This is a genomic window from Bacillus sp. FSL H8-0545 (assembly GCF_038006105.1).
Lineage (GTDB): Bacteria > Bacillota > Bacilli > Bacillales > Bacillaceae_G > Bacillus_A > Bacillus_A cereus_U.
Window position 1 is genome coordinate 1,751,885 of sequence record NZ_JBBOUO010000001.1, and the last position, 18,680, is coordinate 1,770,564.

Here is an 18,680-nt window from a genome sequence, read left to right on the forward strand (position 1 = left end):
TTTATTTACAAACTATTATTTTTTAGCAATTCTTTTCCTTGTTCTATAACAAATTCATAGTATTCAAGGTCATAGGGATAAATATCTTCAAATGTTATCGTTATCGGTTTACTATTTAAAACAGAAATAGTCGTTAAAGATGAAATATCTCTTTTTAATAGTTGTAGAAAAGAAGTTGCATGTACTTTCATCACGTCGTCTACTTCTTCACCCGGTGCAAATGGAAGTGGTTGTATTACATTGTGAAAATACATATGACAAAACTCACGATCAGTAAGATTTGAAATTTCATAATCTATTTTAAAGATTCCGTTGTATGCTAAATCAGTCGTTTGAAAGGAAAGCCCCAATTCTTCTTCAATTTCACGTAGGCCACCAATTTGTACATCTTCATCATGCATAATGTGTCCAGCTGATGTAATATCCCATATACCCGGCGCCTCCTTTTTATTTATAGAGCGTAATTGAAAATATAAGAACATATCTTCATCATCTTTTTCTACAAACCAGCAATGAAATGTTTCGTGCCAATCACCGTCACGATGCACTTCATCACGTAATTTCTTCCCAAGTGTATTTCTTTCAGGATCAAATATTTTTAACCACTCTGTCATTTTAATTCCCCTTTCTGCAAATTTTATTATACAATAATTGTATTGAATTTTGGGAAAATAAAGAAAAAGGAGCGGTTATAAGTGGGGATAGAGAGTAAGGAAATTAAATCGATTATTTCAACAGAGGAAGAATTACGAGAAATATTAGGGCAACCGAGTGAGCGGGCCTTGAAAAAAGTTATTTCATCATTAGACCACCATTGCGTAGATTTTCTATCTAAATCTCCTTTTCTAGTATTATCTACTGCAAATAAATTAGGAGAGTGTGATGCTTCGCCGAGAGGAGACGCACCTGGATTTGTATATGTATTAAATAAAAATAAAATTATCATTCCAGAAAGGCCGGGTAATCGTCGTATAGATTCAATTTTAAATATTATTTCAAATCCGCACGTAGGGTTAATCTTTTTTATTCCTGGTCTTGGGGAAACACTCCGAATAAACGGTAAAGCATATATTACAAACGATGAAGAAATTTTGAAAGAAATGCAGGCGAATGGACGTAATCCGTTACTTGGAATTGTTGTTGAAATAGAAGAATGCTATATTCATTGTGCAAAAGCTTTTATTCGTTCAAAAATGTGGGACCCAGAGTCATGGTTAAATAAAATAGAGTTACCTTCAGCTGCAAAGATGTTACGGGAGCATGCGAAAGTGAATGCTTCAGAAGAGGAAGTTGCACGTTCTTTAGAAGAAAGTTATACGAAAAGATTGTATTGAAAATGTTTTATAAATATAGTTTTAGGAAGTGGGAGGCTTCTCGTTTTAGAATGAATTATTTATATATGAACTGCTGATTTACAAGTTAGAAATTTAAAATATAGGTAATAAGAGAAGTCTTTGTAAAATGTTATTGTGAAATATAATGAGAAATTATCTTTAAAATATTAAATAAAAATAGGCTTGCTTTTTAAAATTTTCATAACTATAATAAGTTAACAAATAGACATGAACGAAAAAGTAACGATAAGGACATGAGATGATTTTTACGGTTTACAGAGAGGGAAGCCAAGGCTGTGAGCTTCCTAACACGAAAAATGATCTTACCACCTTTGAACTTCAATAGTGAACGAGTAATCTAGTAATTATTGACGGTATCAGCCGTTATCTGAACTTGAGCAACCTAGAAGGAAATAAGCCTGGGTTGGAACAAGGGTGGAACCACGAAAACACATTCGTCCCTTTCCTAGGGATGAGTGTGTTTTTTTATAGTTATTAGATTGAAAATTAAAAATAATTAAAAAATAGTATTGATTTTGTTTTTTATGCGAGTATAATGAGTTAACAAATATATATGAACGGAAAAGTAACGATAAGGACATGAAATCATTTTTACGGTTTACAGAGAGGGAAGCCAAGGCTGTGAGCTTCCTAACACGAGAAATGATCTTACCACCTTTGAACTTCAATAGTGAACGAGCAATCTAGTAATTATTGACGGTATCAGCCGTTATCTGAACTTGAGCAATCTAGAAGAAAATAAGTCTAGGTTGGAACAAGGGTGGAACCACGAAAACACATTCGTCCCTTTCCCAGGGATGAGTGTGTTTTTTTTATTACTTTGAAAGGAGGTGCGGTAACATGAAACGATTAGTACGTACGGAAATAACCACCACCTGCATGAAAAAATGGCAGAGCAAGGTGATTGATAGAGATAAAAAATAAAATTTTAGGAGGAGATTAGAAGATGAATAATGTTATTAATGTTGGGGTATTAGGGTTAGGTACTGTCGGAAGTGGTGTTGTCCATATTTTGAAAGAACATTATAAAAAAATCACTCTTGATACAGGATATGAAGTAAAGGTAAAGACAGTCGTTGTACGTGATTTGGAAAAAGAACGTGATGTTTGCATTGATGGAATCGTAGTAACAAGTAATGTTGATGAAGTTCTAAATGATTCAAATATTGATATTGTAGTAGAGGTAATGGGCGGAATTGAAGAAGCGAAAGAGCATATTGTGAAGGCTTTACAAAGTAAGAAACATGTCGTAACAGCAAATAAAGATTTAATGGCCGTATACGGTGCGGAGCTTTTGCAACTGGCAAATAAAAATGAATGTGATTTATGTTATGAAGCAAGTGTAGCGGGTGGGATTCCGATATTAAGAGGATTAACAGACGGGCTAGCGTCAGATCAAATTGAAAAAATAATGGGAATCGTAAATGGAACAACAAATTATATGTTAACAAAGATGAGTCAAAATGGATGGTCGTATGAAGAGGCTTTACAGGAGGCACAAAAATTAGGTTTCGCAGAATCCGATCCAACAGCGGATGTAGATGGGCTAGATGCTGCGAGAAAGGTAGCAATTCTTGCTAACTTAGGTTTTTCGATGAATGTTTCTTTAGATGATGTTCAAGTTAGAGGTATTCGAAAGGTTGAAAAAGAAGATTTAGAGATGGCCGAAAAATTAGGATTTACTATGAAATTAATTGGTAAAGCTGAAAAACAAGGATCATCCATTCACTTAAGTGTAGAACCGACTTTATTACCAAGTCATCATCCGCTATCGAATGTGAATAATGAATTCAATGCGGTGTATGTTCACGGTCAAGCAGTAGGAGAAGTGATGTTTTACGGACCTGGAGCTGGGAAGTTACCAACTGGTTCTGCTGTAGTAAGTGACATTATTTCAATCGTTAAAAATATGAATCAAGTTCCGAAAAATAAAAGTGTATTAAAAGAACCGGAGCCGTATGAATTACAAGGAGATGAAGAAGTAGTTTCGAAATACTTTTTGCGTATTTCATTACGAGATGAGCCTGGAATGTTACGAAAAATAACAGAATGTTTCGTTGATTATTCTGTGAGTTTAAAAGAGGTAATTCAATTACCTTTGAATCGTGAGCTTGCAGAAGTCGTTGTTGTGACGCATCGAACTTCAAAATATCAATTCGAACAAGTTTTAGGGGCGATAGAAGATGTCGCAAGTGAAATAAACAGTTACTACATTATTGAGGAGGAAAAACAATATGTATAAAGGTCTATTAAAACAGTATGCTTCTTATTTACCAGTGAATGAAAACACACCTGATGTCAGCTTAATGGAAGGAAATACACCCCTTATTCCATTATTAAATATATCAAAACAATTAGGGATTCAGTTATACGGAAAGTATGAAGGAGCGAATCCAACAGGTTCTTTTAAAGATCGTGGTATGGTAATGGCCGTTGCAAAGGCGAAAGAAGAAGGGGCAGAGGCAATCATTTGTGCATCTACAGGTAATACATCGGCATCGGCTGCAGCTTATGCGGCACGCCTCGGTATGAAATGTATTATCGTAATACCAGAAGGGAAAATTGCGCATGGGAAATTAGCGCAAGCAGTTGCTTATGGAGCGGAGATTATTTCAATAGAAGGGAATTTTGATGATGCACTTAGAGCTGTAAGAAATATTGCTGCAGAAGAGCCGATTACATTAGTAAACTCAGTGAATCCTTATCGAATTGAAGGGCAAAAAACAGCGGCATTTGAAATTTGTGACCAGTTGCAAAACGCACCAGATGTTCTAGCTATCCCTGTTGGAAATGCTGGGAATATTACAGCATATTGGAAAGGGTTCTGTGAATACGAGAAAGAAAAAGGCTATAAGAAGCCAAGAATTCACGGTTTTGAAGCGGAAGGAGCCGCGGCAATTGTAAAAGGACATGTCATTGAGGCACCTGAAACGATTGCAACAGCGATTCGCATCGGTAATCCAGCAAGTTGGTCGTATGCAGTAGAGGCAGCCGAGCAGTCTAATGGTGAAATAGATATGGTGTCAGATGCAGAAATATTACATGCGTATAGATTGTTAGCAAAAACTGAAGGAGTTTTCGCAGAGCCAGGATCGAATGCTTCATTAGCGGGCGTAATTAAACATGTTCAATCTGGAAAAATCAAAAAAGGCGAAACAGTTGTTGCAGTTTTAACTGGAAATGGTTTAAAAGATCCTGATATCGCAATTTCTTCTAATAAATTTGATATTGCAAGTGTGTCAAATGATATAGAACAAATTAAAGAGCATATTAAAGGGGTGATTATGTCGTGATACCATTAAGAGTTCGTGTTCCTGCTAGTACAGCGAATGTTGGACCTGGATTTGATTCTGTTGGAATAGCTTTGTCATTATATTTAGAAGTGAGTGTAAAGGGAGAAGCTGATAAGTGGCAAGTGATACATTCTTTTGACGATTCAATTCCAACAGACGATAAAAATTTAATTGTTAGCACGGCATGTAAAGTATGTCCTTCTTTATCACCTCATATAATAGAAGTTACTAGTAATATTCCGCTGACAAGAGGGCTAGGAAGTAGTGCATCAGCGATTGTAGCAGGAATAGAGCTTGCGAATCAACTTGGAAATTTACATTTAACAACTGATCAAAAGGTCCAAATTGCTACAAATTTTGAAGGACATCCAGATAATGTTGCTGCTTCTATTTTAGGTGGAACTGTAATCGGAGCACTGGATGGAAAGAATGTTTCGGTTGTAAGGATTGAAAGTAAGGAATTAGGCGTAATTTCTCTTATTCCGAATGAAGAGCTAAATACGGATGAAAGTCGATCTGTATTACCAGAGATGTTTCCGTTTCATGAAGCGGTTAAGGCTAGTGCGATAAGTAACGTATTAGTAGCTGCGTTATGTCAAAAGAAGTGGGAAGTTGTAGGTGAAATGATGGAAAGAGATCATTTCCACGAGCCATATCGTTTAGAACTTGTACCGTTATTACCATCAATTCGTAAATGTGCAAAAGAATTCGGAGCATATGGCACAGCGCTTAGTGGCGCGGGACCATCCATTTTTATTTTAACTCCGTATGAGAAGCGTCAAGAAATTGCTGACCAATTAGCAAGAGTATTTGCAGCTATGAAAGTATGTGAGCTTGAAATCGATCATAAAGGGATTACTGTAAATAAGGAAGAACATATTGGATTATAAAGAAAGCTAGCATCGCTAGCTTTCTTTAAGTTATGGGGAATTTATTTTAACTAGGATTTTTTGGGAGTAATAATATTTTAGAAAGAGAATATAAAATGAATATTAATTTTAGAGGTGATCATATGAGTTCAAAAGAGTCACCAGAAGAAAAAAGAGAGCGTATGAGACAAAGTGAATTGAAAAATAATCCTACCGGTTCTTTGAATGATGGACTCAACAGGGCGGAATCAGGTAGCCCTGTTGATATGACAGGTGGTATGAATTGGAAAGGTACAGGGATATTAATTTTAGTGCTAGTTTTAGGATATATTATATACAGTTACTTTTTCAGTTAAGGAAAGCTTGTTAAAATTTTGATTTGTTTGAACTCATAATTAGTAAAAATGAACTTATTTTTACACTTTGAAGAGGGTCGTCCAAAAAAAATTGGACGGCCCTCTCTTATTATTTGTGTTCGATATAATTTCATGTACTGTTGCAAATTTACCCAATAAGAACATGACTCCATTTCAAAGTTCGGCTTTTGGGGCAGGCCCTATTATTTTTTGCCACATTCCTGTAACAAAGCTCCTGTATATTCAGTGGTGGAGGTGCAGAAGATGAAAAAAATGATAGCAATATGTCTTCTTACTACTATGTCATTTTCGACTTTAGTCGGGTGTGATGTAAAAGGTAATAATGCTTTACAAGAGTCTAAAATAAAGAAAGCGACGTATAAAGATTTTACTTACGATGTAAATCCAGAGACTTTCACGTTAACTGTAGAACATGATGGTGTAAAGGAACAGGCATCACAACCGTTACCGAAAATGAAGGTGTCGAATTTTAAAAAAGACAAGGATCGCACATCGTGGGAATATCCAGATCAAAAAGTAAAAGTAAACTTAGAAAAGAAAAAAGAGCACTTAAATATTGAAGTGGAATCGACTGGTGCAGAAAGTTTTACATGGCCGAAAGTACAAGCTGAAAATTATACACTTCCGTTATGGGAAGGTAAGCAAATTCCAAGTAATGATGAGAATTGGAAGAAGTTTTTAAAGGATGATGCATATTCATTTGCTGAATCATTTTCTATGAAGTTTTTTGCATTAAATGGTTCTAAATATTCGATCGTATATATTGCGAATAATATGTTTAATAATGAATTGAAATTTCATTCAGATCCGAAAATAGGGTTTGATTTTACACATGAATTCCCGAGTATAAATAAAAATAAAACATATGGCTTTCAATTATATGTGACAAATAATGATGCAGTAAGTATCGCAAAACTATACAAGGACAATATTATTGAAAAAGGTGAATTTAAAACATTACAAGAAAAGGCAAGAAAAAATAAAGAAATTGAAAAACTTTACGGTGCAGGTCATTTTTATTTTTGGAATCAAAATGGTTTATCAGAAAGTAATGTAAATTGGCCAAAGCTAAGGGAGCAAATAAATAGTCCGCTGTTTAGCCATATAAAAGAGCTTATTCAAAAGAATAGTTCAGAGCCTGGGGAACTGAATGTATTTGAACAAATAAGTAAACAAGATTTCATTGATAAGTATCAAAAAAATGTTATTTTGCGTTATGTAAACGAAGCATTATCAATGAAGGAATTGTATAAAGAGGATATTTTCCCGAAAGTTGATCAGGAAGCTAGTGTGTTATTAAAGAAAGGTGTAGATCACTTATCGAAGACAGAGCTGTATAGCTTAAATAAACATTTACTAAAGTCAGTACTCGGTGATGCGGTTGAAGAAGTAAGTAAATGGGGTAATGCAGATGGAACGGATATACTAAAGGAAATGAAAGAGGCCGGGATAGAAAAGGCGTGGATTGGTCTACCGAACTGGGAACAAGGATATATGCAACCTAATTTTGTTACAGAAGCTAAGAAAATGGGATATTTAGTTGGTCCGTATGATTCTTATCATTCCATTCATGAAAAAGGTGATAAAAATTGGAACACAGCTTCCTTTAATGATCCATCGTTATATGAAGAAGCAACTGTAACGAAGAAAAATGGAGAGAAAGTGCAAGGGTTTTTAGGGAGAGGCCGAAAATTAAATCCGACATTATCACTTCCTAGTGTAAAAGAACGAATGAACGATATATTACAAAATGGCCCTAAATATAATTCATGGTTTATTGATTGTGACGCGACGGGCGAAATTTATGATGATTATTCAACAAAACATTTAACGACACAAGAACAAGATTTAAAAGCACGATTAAAACGAATGGATTATATTGCACAAGAAAAAGGTATGGTAGTTGGCTCAGAGGGCGGAAATGATTTTGCGAGTAGTACGATTGCATTTGCTCATGGCATTGAAACACCAGTTATTAAGTGGGACGATGAAGATATGAGGAAAAATAAAACAAGCCCGTATTATGTCGGTGGGTATTGGTCACCAAATCAAAATGTTCCTGAAAAATATGCAAAACAAGTACCGTTGAAAGAAGAATATAAACAAGTATATTTAAATCCGGTATATTCGGTACCGTTATATAAATTAGTATACAATGATTCCGTTATTACAACGCATCACTGGGAATGGGGAAGTTTGAAAGTAAAAGATGAGGTAGGAAATCGTATGTTGTATGAGTTATTGTATAATGTTCCTCCTTTGTACCATTTAGATGAAGTAGAGTGGAATAAGCATAAAAAAGAAATTACAGAGCATCTGAAAGTTTGGAATGAAGTTCATGAAAAGGCAGTAAAAGAAGAAATGACGAACTTTGCATATTTGTCAGAAGATAAGTTAGTACAATCTGCTTCATATGGAAAAAACATTAAAATCATTGTGAATTTCTCTAATGATGAGGTGGAAATAGAACAAACGAAAATAAAAGCAAAGTCAGCTTTAATTAATAATAATGGGAAGCAAATAATATACACACCAAATGAGAAATAATAAAGTGAAACTTTAATCAGTGGGGGATTTATCTCTCACTGATTATTAGTCATCATCAATCAAAATTTTACGGCACAAACTTGACTCTTTATTCCTACTAAATTGTGAGGTGAAAATCTTACTACCTCAAATAACAGAATGATAATTCTGTAAATCTGAATGTTCCGAAGTGATGGGTTTTTTAAGTTGATAAATAGTGACTTGCCAAAAATAAGCACAAGAGTATAATGTGAAATGGAATACATGTTGGATTCATGAAGTAACCTTACAAAATTGTAAGGTAATTGAAAGGAAATTCAATATGAAGATTAATAGACTTACATTATACTAGGGAAAGAGAAAGAGAGGCGAGTGGGTATGAGCTCTGAATTAGAACAAAACACGAGAAGTAATAAAAAACGTTCTAAAAGAAAGTCATTAAAATGGTTCATTTTAATTCCATTTTTCCTACTTATTTTTGGAGGAGTAGGATATGGATCGTTTATATATAACAAAGCAAAAGCTGTTGTAAGTGATGCGTATGCAAAAATTGATAAGTCATCAAAGCGTGATAAAGAAGTTGAACCTTTAAAGGATAACATTTCAATATTAATCATGGGTGTAGATGGAAGTGAAATGAGAAAAAGCCAATACGGCGAAGCAGTTCGGACAGATGCACTTTTATTAGCGACAATTAATAAAGATGATAAGTCAGTTAAATTAGTAAGTATTCCACGTGATTCACGTGTTTATATTCCATCTAGAAAAAAATTAGATAAAATTACACACGCACACGTATTTGGTGGTGTTGAAAGTACACGAGATACAGTGGAACGATTTTTAAATGTTCCAGTTGATTATTATGTGAAGTTTAACTTCGAGTCATTTGTACAAATTGTAGATTCAATTGGTGGTATTGATATTGATGTACCGGTTACTTTCACAGAACAAGATAGTAAAGATCAAGCAGGTATGATTCATTTAGAAAAAGGTTTCCAACATTTAAATGGAGAACAAGCACTTGCACTTGCGAGAACGCGTAAAATTGACAGTGATGCAATGCGTGGTCAAAGACAACAACTTGTAATTGAAGCAATTGCGAAAAAAGCAATGTCTGTTCAATCTATTAGTAAAATGGGCTCTCTACTTGATGCAGTTGATAAAAATATGAAAACAAACTTAACGTTTGATGATATGCTTGCTATTACGAAAAATATGGCAGGATCAGATTTGCAAATGGAAAAGATGCAAATAGAAGGAACGGATAAACGTATTGGTGGTATTTATTATTACATTCCAAACGAAAAAAATGTGAAAGATATTTCGAATAAGTTAAATGAGCATTTAGGTGTTACACCAAAACCAACTCGAAATGAATAAGTATAAAAAAAGGTTGGCCTCAGCCAATCTTTTTTTATGGAAATGGATTGCTTTATTTGTTTTTTTAGTAGAAAAGCTACTAGGTTTTTCAAGTCTACATTCAAATCATTTAAATTTATATAAACAAAAGGTGTAATTGTACGATATACTAGAGGAGAATAATTGGTAATTAACTCCTAAAGTAGAGAAAATAGATTCATCTCATTACAAATTGAAAGCGAATTGAATTGATGGAAGATCAAACAGGTTAAAACAAATCTTCTTGAAAGTTGTACATAGTGCAATCAAGAATTGGTATGAAAAGAATAAAGAGTTTGTTGAGGCAGGAACAACAATTTTGATAAAACTCCCACTATAATTTATATAAAGTTTATATAGTGTAATAAGAATAAATAGATGTATAATTATATTGGGTGATTTATATATAAGATTAATAGGGAGAGGGAATCGATAGAATGGAAAAAGCTTTTAATATTAAACGAGTAGTAGTCGTTTTAATAGCGATTGCAGCAGTAGCTATTGGGTATTTCATGTTTCAATCTATTACTTCACCAGCAAAAGCTGTTGCGAAACAAGAAAATGTAATACAGCTTGCAAGTGAACAACCGAAAGTTGAAATGAATAAAACGGCACCAAGTCGTTTTAATGGACAGGAAAGAAAAGTTGCTTACCTTACATTTGATGATGGGCCAGGAAAATATACGGCTGAATTATTGAATATGTTAAAACAGCATGATGCGAAGGCGACATTCTTTTTAATTGGTGCGAATGTGAAACAGTTTCCTGATTTAGTAAAACGTGAGAATGCAGAAGGACATTATGTTGGAATGCATAGTATGACACACAATTTTGCGAAGTTATATAAAAATGGCGAGTATGTTAATGAAATGAAAGAAGATCAAGGCTTAATCGCAAATATTATTGGGAAAGCCCCTAAATTAACACGTCCTCCATACGGATCGATGCCTGGTTTAAATGAAGGTCTCCGAAATAAAGTAGTTGAGGATGGTTTAAAAGTGTGGGACTGGACAATTGACTCTTTAGACTGGAAATACAATAAAGTTCCAGTTGATGCAGCGGCAGCGCAAATCGCTCAAAATGTATTAGCTGGTGCAACAAAACCGCAAGAAGTCATTTTAATGCATGACATTCACCCGCAATCAGTTGCTGCTGTGCCAGCAATTTTAAAGGGTCTAAAAGAAAAAGGTTATGAATTTGAGGCATACCATGAAGAGAATCACTTCCCAGTGAATTTCTGGCACGATAACCGTATGTAATTGGAGGAATTGAAGTTGAAGTATGGAAAAGTAGCAGTAGTTGGAGCATTATCAGTAGGATTATTATCAGGTTGTTTCGGTGAAAAACCAGAAGAAAATTTATATACGGCTTTTGAAACAGCAGCGACACAAGAAAAATCGTTAGCTGATGATACGAAAAAGTTAGAGCAATTAGAAAAGCAAGGGCAAGAACTATATTCTCAAATTTTACAAGAAGGTAAAGAACATAATGAAGCAGTCACGAAGAAGATAGAGGAAGCTACTGCAAATGTAAATGAGCGTGAGAAAGTATTGAAAAACGAGAAAGAACTGTTAGAGAAAGCTCAGAAGGAGACGAAATCAGTTCAAAGCAATATAGAGAAGCTTGAAGATAAGAAATTACAAAAACAAGCTAAAGCAGTAGAAGAGTCGTATAAAAACCGTTATGCTGCATTCCAAAAAATGAATGAGGATTACACGAAGGCGTTAGCGAATGAAAAAGAGCTGTATGAAAAATTAAAAGTAAAAGAAACGAAGTTAAAAGAAATTGGTGAAAAAGTTAAAACTGTTAATGAGTTAAATGTGGAAGCGCAAAAGGCGAAAGAACAATTTAACAATTATACAAAAGAGTATAATGATAATAAATTAGCATTTTATAAAGATGCACAAATTAAAATTAAAGAACAAAAATAAAGAAAGATCTGAATTATAATAAAAAGCCGGGGAAACATTGTCAAAAATGTTTTTTCGGTTTTTTACTTTAAATGAATAGAAAAGACTGGAATTGATATCATAAAAGAGTTATAGTGAAATATTCGAAGGGAAACATTGTAAAGTAAGGAGAATGAATTATGTCATATGAATTTTTATTCAAATTAGGTTTAGCACTCTTTTTAGGATTATTCATCGGAATAGATAGGCAGCTAAAGAATAAACCGCTTGGTGTGAAAACAAGTATGGTTATTTCCGTAGCGAGTTGTTTAATTACAATGGTTTCAATTGAATCAGTGAATGTTTATTCTGTACCGGGTCATACAAACATGGATCCAATGCGTCTCGCTGCTCAAATTGTAAGTGGTATCGGTTTTCTTGGAGCAGGGGTAATTTTACGAAGAAATAATGACGTTATTTCAGGATTAACGACAGCTTCTATGGTATGGGCCGCTTCAGCACTAGGTATTGCGATTGGCGCAGGGTTTTATATACAAGCGACGGTTGCCATGATTTTAATTATATTAGCGATTAATGTACTTCCTCAACTTGTGAAAATCGCAGGACCGTATTCATTGAGACAAAAGGACTTGTCGATAAAAATTACCGTAAACAAACATCGAGAGTTAGACGGGATTTTTAAGCAAATTAAAAATTTAAATATGCAAGTGAAACGAGTGAAAATTAAAGATATTGATAATGGGGCATCTCAGCAATTGGAAATGGTCATTTTAGCTCCAGAAGATTTATATACAACTGAATTATATAGTTCTTTAAAAGAAATCGATCATGTTGTTTCAGTAGAAGTTGAAAGTAGATAAAAAGAGTGATGAAAATTCACTCTTTTTTTAATGCATACAAAACATTTTGCTATAATTATTTTCTAAGGGGGATGAATATGGTGGAGATACATATTAGAAAGGCAATGAAAGCTGATATTGCGGCAATAGCGAAAGTGCATGTGGAAAGCTGGAAAACGACGTATACTGGGATATTCGCTAACGAAATTTTAGAAAATTCAACATTTGAACAAAGAAAAAAGCAATGGGAAAACATTTTTCAAAAAGAAGACAATCTGCAATATAGATTTGTAGCAGAGATGTTAACTGGAGAAATTATTGGATTTATCGATGGTGGAACTGAAAGGATGGGTACATATAATTGTGATATGGAATTATATGCGATTTACATTTTACAAGATTATCAAGGTTTGAAAGTAGGGAAAAGATTATTTCAAGCTTTACTGTCAGAATGTATAAATAATAATATGGAATCTCTTTTAGTTTGGGTAGTTTCTAATAATCCTTCTAAAAAGTTTTATGAAAAATATAATCCGGAAAAAATTGACACGAAACTTTTAGAAAGACTAAATGTAGAAGAAATAGCATATGCTTGGCGAGATATGGATTGTTTATACAAATCACTATCAATTTAGAAGAAGATAATATTATTATGTAAACTTAATTTACAAGAATGAAAAAATACATCAATTATTATATTGGTGTATTTTTTGTTGATGGATTAAACGTTTTGAAAAGATGAAAAGTTTAGTTAGATAAAAAAATTCTGAAATATATCTTGAAATGATTATCATTATCAATTAGAATCATAGTTGATAATAAAATTCAACTGTCAGAAGTTTTATAAAAAATGATAGTGTTCGTCTAAAAGAGGAGGAGCAGTATGCAGCATGCGAAACAAATCGCGGAACATGCAACAATACAAAGCTTTTTAAATTGTTATTTAAGAGAAACAGGAAGTGGAGAATGGATTACGGAGGATAAAAGGATAGAGGATATTTTCTGCCATTCATTTCAAAGAGATACTATCCCCACTTATTTATGCTGCCCTTTATCGGCACAAAACGTTACTTTGTATGGGGAAGTTATATATAAATCATCAACGGACCGTCATCTATTTGGAGAACAATTTTATTACCAAATTGGCGAAAATAAAAATGTTATTAAAGCAGATTATATTACGGTTATTATGTTTTTAATAAAGGAAATGTCTATTAACTATGGAGAAGGTACGAATCATGATGAACTTATGCTTCGAGTTATTCGTAGTTGTCAAAATATTGAGAAGTTTATACAAGGAAGGGAGCAGGATATAGCTGAATTATATGGTTTCCATACGACTTTTATAGAGGCGGAGCAATCTTTATTATTTGGACATTTAACTCATCCTACACCAAAGAGTAGACAAGGTATATTGGATTGGAAAAGTTCAATGTATTCTCCTGAATTAAAAGGGGAGTGCCAACTTCACTATTTTCGGGCACATAAAAGTATAGTAAGTGAAAAATCATTGTTACAAGATTCCACAACGGCGATGATAAAAAAGGAATTAAAGAACGATGAAAAGGTAGGTCAAGAATTTATTGAAAAGTACTGTCAAGAAGATGAATATTCATTAATTCCAATCCATCCACTACAAGCAGAATGGCTATTACATCAATCTTATGTGCAAAATTGGATGAATCAAGGCGATCTTGAATATATCGGTCCAGTAGGTAAGTGTTATATGGCGACATCATCACTTAGGACGTTATATCATCCTCATTCCAAGTACATGCTTAAATTTTCATTCCCTGTAAAGGTGACGAATTCAATGCGTATTAATAAATTGAAGGAACTTGAGAGTGGTCCTGAAGGGAAGGAAATGTTAAATACTAAAATTGGTGAAGTGTTAGAAAAGTTTCCGGGGTTTGATTTTATATGTGATCCCGCCTTCATTACAATAAATTATGGTATGCAAGAGTCCGGATTTGAAGTAATTATTCGGGAGAATCCTTTTTATAGTGAAAATGAAAATGATGCAACGCTTATCGCTGGATTAGTACAAGATGCAATTCCAGGTGAAAGAACTCGTTTAGCGAATATTATCCACCGCTTAGCAGATTTAGAAGGTAGAAGCTGTGAAGAAGTAAGTTTAGATTGGTTTAGACGATATATGAATATCTCTTTAAAGCCGATGGTATGGATGTATTTACGTTATGGCGTTGCATTAGAAGCGCATCAACAAAATAGTGTTGTTCAATTGAAAGATGGTTATCCAGTTAAGTTTTACTTCCGTGATAATCAAGGTTTTTATTTCTGCAATTCAATGAAGTCAGTGCTAGATAATGAACTAGCCGGTATTGGCGAACGTACTGGAAATTTATATGACGATTATATTGTAGATGAAAGGTTTCGTTACTATTTAATTTTTAATCATATGTTTGGACTTATTAACGGTTTTGGTACAGCAGGATTAATTAAGGAGGAAATTCTTCTCTCTGAATTAAGGTCTGTACTTGAATCATTCCTTCCATATAACCGTGAACCTTCTACATTTTTAAGAGAATTGTTGGAAGAGGATAAGTTGGCATGCAAAGCAAACTTGCTAACGAGATTTTTCGATGTTGATGAACTGACAAATCCTTTAGAGCAAGCAATTTATGTACAAGTAGATAATCCACTCGTTAGAGAAGTGGCTGTTCGTTCATAAGTAGTGCTAAAATTTCACGTAATACAAATAATGGAATTCAATATTCCGTATTATAGCGGAGGGATTTATGAAAGAAGAAGTTTATCACATAAAAATATTGAAGGCACTCCAATCAAAAGAGTACATTTCAGTAAGAAGAAGAGTATTCCGGCAATTAGTAGAATCGTTAATTTATGAAGAAATCATTACGCCGATTCGTATACAAAAGGGAGAGCAAATACTTTTTATTATACAAGGTCTTGATGAAAAGAATCAAAATGTAACGTACCAATGCTATGGACAAGAACGTATGACATTTGGGCGTATTTGTTTACATGACTCATTAATAATGAGAGTTCAAGATGAGGAAGAAGAAATACAATCAGTTTCACAATTTTTACAGGAGATTTTTCGAATTGTTCAAGTTGATCGAACGAAATTGGATTCTTTTATTCAAGAATTAGAACAAACAATCTTTAAAGATACGATTGCACAATATGAGAGAAGTTGTGAAGAAGACTATCTTGCGAAATCTTATGATGAGCTTGAAAGTCATTTAATAGATGGACACCCGTATCATCCTAGTTATAAAGCACGCATCGGGTTTCAATATCGTGATAATTTTCAATATGGATTTGAATTTATGCAACCAATGAAAATTATATGGATTGCAGTTCATGAGAAATATACGACTGTAGGATATGAAAGTGAAGAGAGTTATAACTGTACCTTTAAAGAAGAAATTGGTGAAAAGAAAATCGAAGAGTATATGGATCGTATTCGAAAAATGGACTGTGATTCGAAGAAGTATATGTTTATACCTGTTCATCCTTGGCAGTGGGAGAACTTCATTATTCCGAATTATACTGACCATATACAGGATAAATATATTATTTATTTAGGGAAATCAGAAGATGATTATTGCGCGCAACAGTCGATGCGGACATTAAGAAATGTTACGAACCGAGCGAAACCATATGTAAAATTATCAATGAATTTACTCAATACTTCAACTATCCGTACATTAAAACCACATTCGGTTGTGAGTGCACCTGCTATATCGAATTGGTTAAAAGATATAGTAGATCATGATCCGTATTTAAGGGATGAATCGCGTTTAATTTTGTTAAATGAATTTTCGAGTGTTACGTACGATGCGAATAAAAAAGCTACATATGGCTCATTAGGATGTATTTGGCGCGAAAGCGTTCACAAATATTTAAATAAGAAAGAAGAGGCAATCCCATTTAACGGTTTATATGCCAAGGGAAAAGATGGGACACCAATTATTGATTTGTGGTTAAAGAGATATGGAGTAGAAAGCTGGCTACAATTGCTTATTCGAAAGGCAATTATCCCAGTTGTACACCTCGTTGTAGAGCATGGAATCGCATTAGAATCACATGGACAAAACATGATTTTAGTTCATGAAGAAGGAATACCAGTCCGTATTGCACTAAAAGATTTTCATGAAGGACTGGAGTTTTATCGTCCATTTTTGAAAGAAATCGAAAAATGTCCTGACTTTACTAAAATGCATAAAACATATGCGAATGGTCAAATGAATGATTTCTTTGAAATGGACCGTATTGGATGTTTGCAAGAAATGGTTTTAGATGCGCTTTTCCTATTCAATCTAGGTGAACTGGCTTTCGTGTTGGCAGATGAGTATCAGTTGAAAGAGGAACAATTTTGGATCATTCTTGTTGAAGAAGTAGAAGATCATTTTGAAAGATTTTCACATTTGAAAGAACGTTTTGAAGCATTACAATTATATGCACCTACATTTCATGCAGAGCAATTAACGAAGCGGCGCTTATATATGGATGTGGAATCACTTGTTCATGAAGTTCCAAATCCGTTGTATAGAGCAAAGCAACTTACAATACAAAAATCAGTTGTTACAGGGGGAAATCATGCTAATCGTTAATAAACAAGAATTTAGCAAAAATGATTTTGAATTGAGATTACAAGGTTACGAGGGAGTGGAACAATTTCAAGAAGCAGAAGGAAATAGATTTGCACTTTGTCTGAAAGATCCATTCGATATTATTACGCTTGTGTTTTTCCTAAAAGAAAAAAGAGCATCTGTGCTACTTATTCATGAAGATACGCCAAAGGATACAGCTATTGAAATGGCAAAGCGTGCAAAGTGTACTGCACTTTTATACGGAGAAAGTAACGACTTTACAAAATTAGAAGTTCCAAATCTATTACAAGAAGAACCGTCTTTATTGCAATATAGTTCAGGCACAACAGGAGAACCAAAACTAATTCGTAGAGCATGGACGGAAATTGAAACGGAAATTGCTGCTTACAATGAAGCTTTAAAATGTGAAGAAGACGAAGTGCCAATTGTAATGGCTCCAGTTTCACATTCATACGGATTAATTTGTGGCACGTTATCAGCAATTACGAGAGGTAGCAAGCCTATAATCATTACTAATAAAAACCCTAAATTCGCATTAAATATAGTTCGTAATACCGAAAAACATATCATATATACAGTACCACTTATGCTACATATTATGGGGAGTTTTCCACAAGGGACTTTTCAGTTTCATAAAATTATGACATCAGGATCACCATTGCCAGAACCGCTATTTTATAAGTTAAAAGGCATGACGAAATATATGATGCAGCAGTACGGCTGTTCTGAAGCTGGTTGCATTAGTATATGTCATGATATGAAGACACATTTAGACTTAGGGAAGCCACTTTCTCATGTAAGTATTAACATAGGTTCAAATGAAGATGAACCTGAAGAAATCGTAGTGAAAATTGCTGGAAAGGATATTTATACGAAAGATTTAGGGTATAAATCTGAGCAAGGCCTTCATTTCATGGGGCGAATAGATGATGTTATTAATGTGTCCGGTTTAAAGGTCTTTCCTATAGAAGTGGAAGAAACGATGCTTCGATTAGAAGGTATTCAGGAGGCGATTGTATACCGCGGCAAGCATCCTGTGATGGGGGAAATTGTAAAAGCGAAAGTAGTCTCTCGTATTGAACCAGTACAAATAAGAGAATGGTGCATACAGCATTTACCGTTTTATAAAGTACCGCATGAAATTGAAAATGTAGCAGAGATTCCGAAAAATAAAACAGGGAAAGTAAGTCGTAAGTTATTAGAGATGGGAGAGATAACAACATGAGTCGTGAAATGTTAAAAGAAGCAGTTTTAAGCATTATGAGAGAAAAAATGGAACTGAAAAATGTAACGCATTTAGAAGAAACGATGCGTTTAAATCAAGATTTATATATAGATTCGGTAATGATGTTACAGCTTATAGTATACATAGAAATGGATTTAAAGCTATGCGTTCCAGAGGATGAGATAGACCCAAAGGCGTTTCTTACTGTAGGATCTTTGCTTGACTTTATGGAAGAGTTGCAGCCGTTACACGAAGTAAATGTGAATAACTAACCTTTTAGGAAAGTG

At 34.0% G+C, this 18,680-nt stretch carries 16 protein-coding genes and 2 other annotated features; of the genes, 15 read left to right on the forward strand and 1 reads right to left on the reverse strand.

All coding sequences use genetic code 11. The features are described from left to right. Positions 1–5: 5 nt before the first annotated feature. The gene (locus MHI07_RS09225) at positions 6–614 is read right to left on the reverse strand and encodes an NUDIX hydrolase (RefSeq protein ID WP_002158257.1); all 609 of its coding nucleotides are present in this window, start codon (positions 612–614) and stop codon (positions 6–8) included. Between the two features lie 81 nt (positions 615–695). Here MHI07_RS09225 and MHI07_RS09230 point away from each other — a divergent pair, with 81 nt between their 5' ends. The 15 genes from MHI07_RS09230 (at position 696) to asbD (ending at position 18,665) form a co-directional block, all read left to right on the forward strand. Next, positions 696–1,334 carry a pyridoxamine 5'-phosphate oxidase family protein gene (locus MHI07_RS09230; RefSeq protein ID WP_078180893.1) on the forward strand — a complete coding sequence of 213 codons (639 nt, stop codon included), beginning with the start codon at positions 696–698 and terminating at the stop codon, positions 1,332–1,334. A 234-nt stretch (positions 1,335–1,568) separates the two neighbouring features. After that, positions 1,569–1,800 (forward strand) — a binding site (T-box leader). Between the two features lie 114 nt (positions 1,801–1,914). Beyond that, positions 1,915–2,146: a binding site (T-box leader), on the forward strand. A 155-nt stretch (positions 2,147–2,301) separates the two neighbouring features. Continuing rightward, positions 2,302–3,597 carry a homoserine dehydrogenase gene (locus MHI07_RS09235; RefSeq protein ID WP_215581370.1) on the forward strand — a complete coding sequence of 432 codons (1,296 nt, stop codon included), beginning with the start codon at positions 2,302–2,304 and terminating at the stop codon, positions 3,595–3,597. Beyond that, positions 3,590–4,648, forward strand: coding sequence for a threonine synthase (thrC, locus tag MHI07_RS09240; protein ID WP_078181403.1), 1,059 nt, complete (start codon positions 3,590–3,592; stop codon positions 4,646–4,648). The genes MHI07_RS09235 and thrC overlap by 8 nt, the downstream gene beginning before the upstream one ends. Beyond that, positions 4,645–5,538, forward strand: a complete 894-nt coding sequence (gene thrB, locus MHI07_RS09245) for a homoserine kinase (protein ID WP_016104576.1) — start codon at positions 4,645–4,647, stop codon at positions 5,536–5,538. The genes thrC and thrB overlap by 4 nt, the downstream gene beginning before the upstream one ends. A 122-nt stretch (positions 5,539–5,660) precedes the next feature. After that, positions 5,661–5,873, forward strand: coding sequence for a DUF6366 family protein (locus MHI07_RS09250; RefSeq protein WP_016104577.1), 213 nt, complete (start codon positions 5,661–5,663; stop codon positions 5,871–5,873). 264 nt (positions 5,874–6,137) lie between these two features. Next, complete coding sequence (locus MHI07_RS09255; protein ID WP_340823231.1) at positions 6,138–8,441, forward strand: glycoside hydrolase; 2,304 nt, start codon at positions 6,138–6,140, stop codon at positions 8,439–8,441. Positions 8,442–8,798: 357 nt separating this feature from the next. Beyond that, positions 8,799–9,800 (forward strand): LCP family protein, encoded by a 1,002-nt coding sequence (locus MHI07_RS09260; RefSeq protein ID WP_078173228.1) that lies wholly within the window; start codon positions 8,799–8,801, stop codon positions 9,798–9,800. Between the two features lie 455 nt (positions 9,801–10,255). After that, entirely contained in the window at positions 10,256–11,077 is an 822-nt protein-coding gene (locus tag MHI07_RS09265) for a peptidoglycan-N-acetylglucosamine deacetylase (RefSeq protein WP_002158249.1), read from the forward strand. 15 nt (positions 11,078–11,092) lie between these two features. Further along, positions 11,093–11,749: a YkyA family protein gene (locus tag MHI07_RS09270; protein WP_088078367.1), complete on the forward strand. Its 657-nt coding sequence runs from the start codon at positions 11,093–11,095 to the stop codon at positions 11,747–11,749. Positions 11,750–11,907: 158 nt separating this feature from the next. Beyond that, on the forward strand, positions 11,908–12,588 hold the full coding sequence (locus MHI07_RS09275; RefSeq protein WP_002158246.1) for an MgtC/SapB family protein: 681 nt from the start codon (positions 11,908–11,910) through the stop codon (positions 12,586–12,588). 77 nt (positions 12,589–12,665) lie between these two features. Beyond that, positions 12,666–13,202 (forward strand): GNAT family N-acetyltransferase, encoded by a 537-nt coding sequence (locus MHI07_RS09280; protein ID WP_204208022.1) that lies wholly within the window; start codon positions 12,666–12,668, stop codon positions 13,200–13,202. 248 nt (positions 13,203–13,450) lie between these two features. Beyond that, a complete protein-coding gene (locus MHI07_RS09285) occupies positions 13,451–15,259 on the forward strand; it encodes an IucA/IucC family protein (RefSeq protein WP_340823242.1) in 1,809 nt (602 codons plus the stop codon). Positions 15,260–15,326: 67 nt separating this feature from the next. Next, the gene (locus tag MHI07_RS09290) at positions 15,327–17,168 is read left to right on the forward strand and encodes an IucA/IucC family protein (RefSeq protein WP_215581373.1); all 1,842 of its coding nucleotides are present in this window, start codon (positions 15,327–15,329) and stop codon (positions 17,166–17,168) included. Then, entirely contained in the window at positions 17,155–18,393 is a 1,239-nt protein-coding gene (locus tag MHI07_RS09295) for an AMP-binding protein (RefSeq protein WP_078181408.1), read from the forward strand. Before MHI07_RS09290 ends, MHI07_RS09295 begins: the two co-directional genes overlap by 14 nt. Beyond that, a complete protein-coding gene (asbD, locus tag MHI07_RS09300) occupies positions 18,390–18,665 on the forward strand; it encodes a petrobactin biosynthesis protein AsbD (RefSeq protein WP_002158241.1) in 276 nt (91 codons plus the stop codon). Before MHI07_RS09295 ends, asbD begins: the two co-directional genes overlap by 4 nt. Positions 18,666–18,680: the final 15 nt, after the last annotated feature.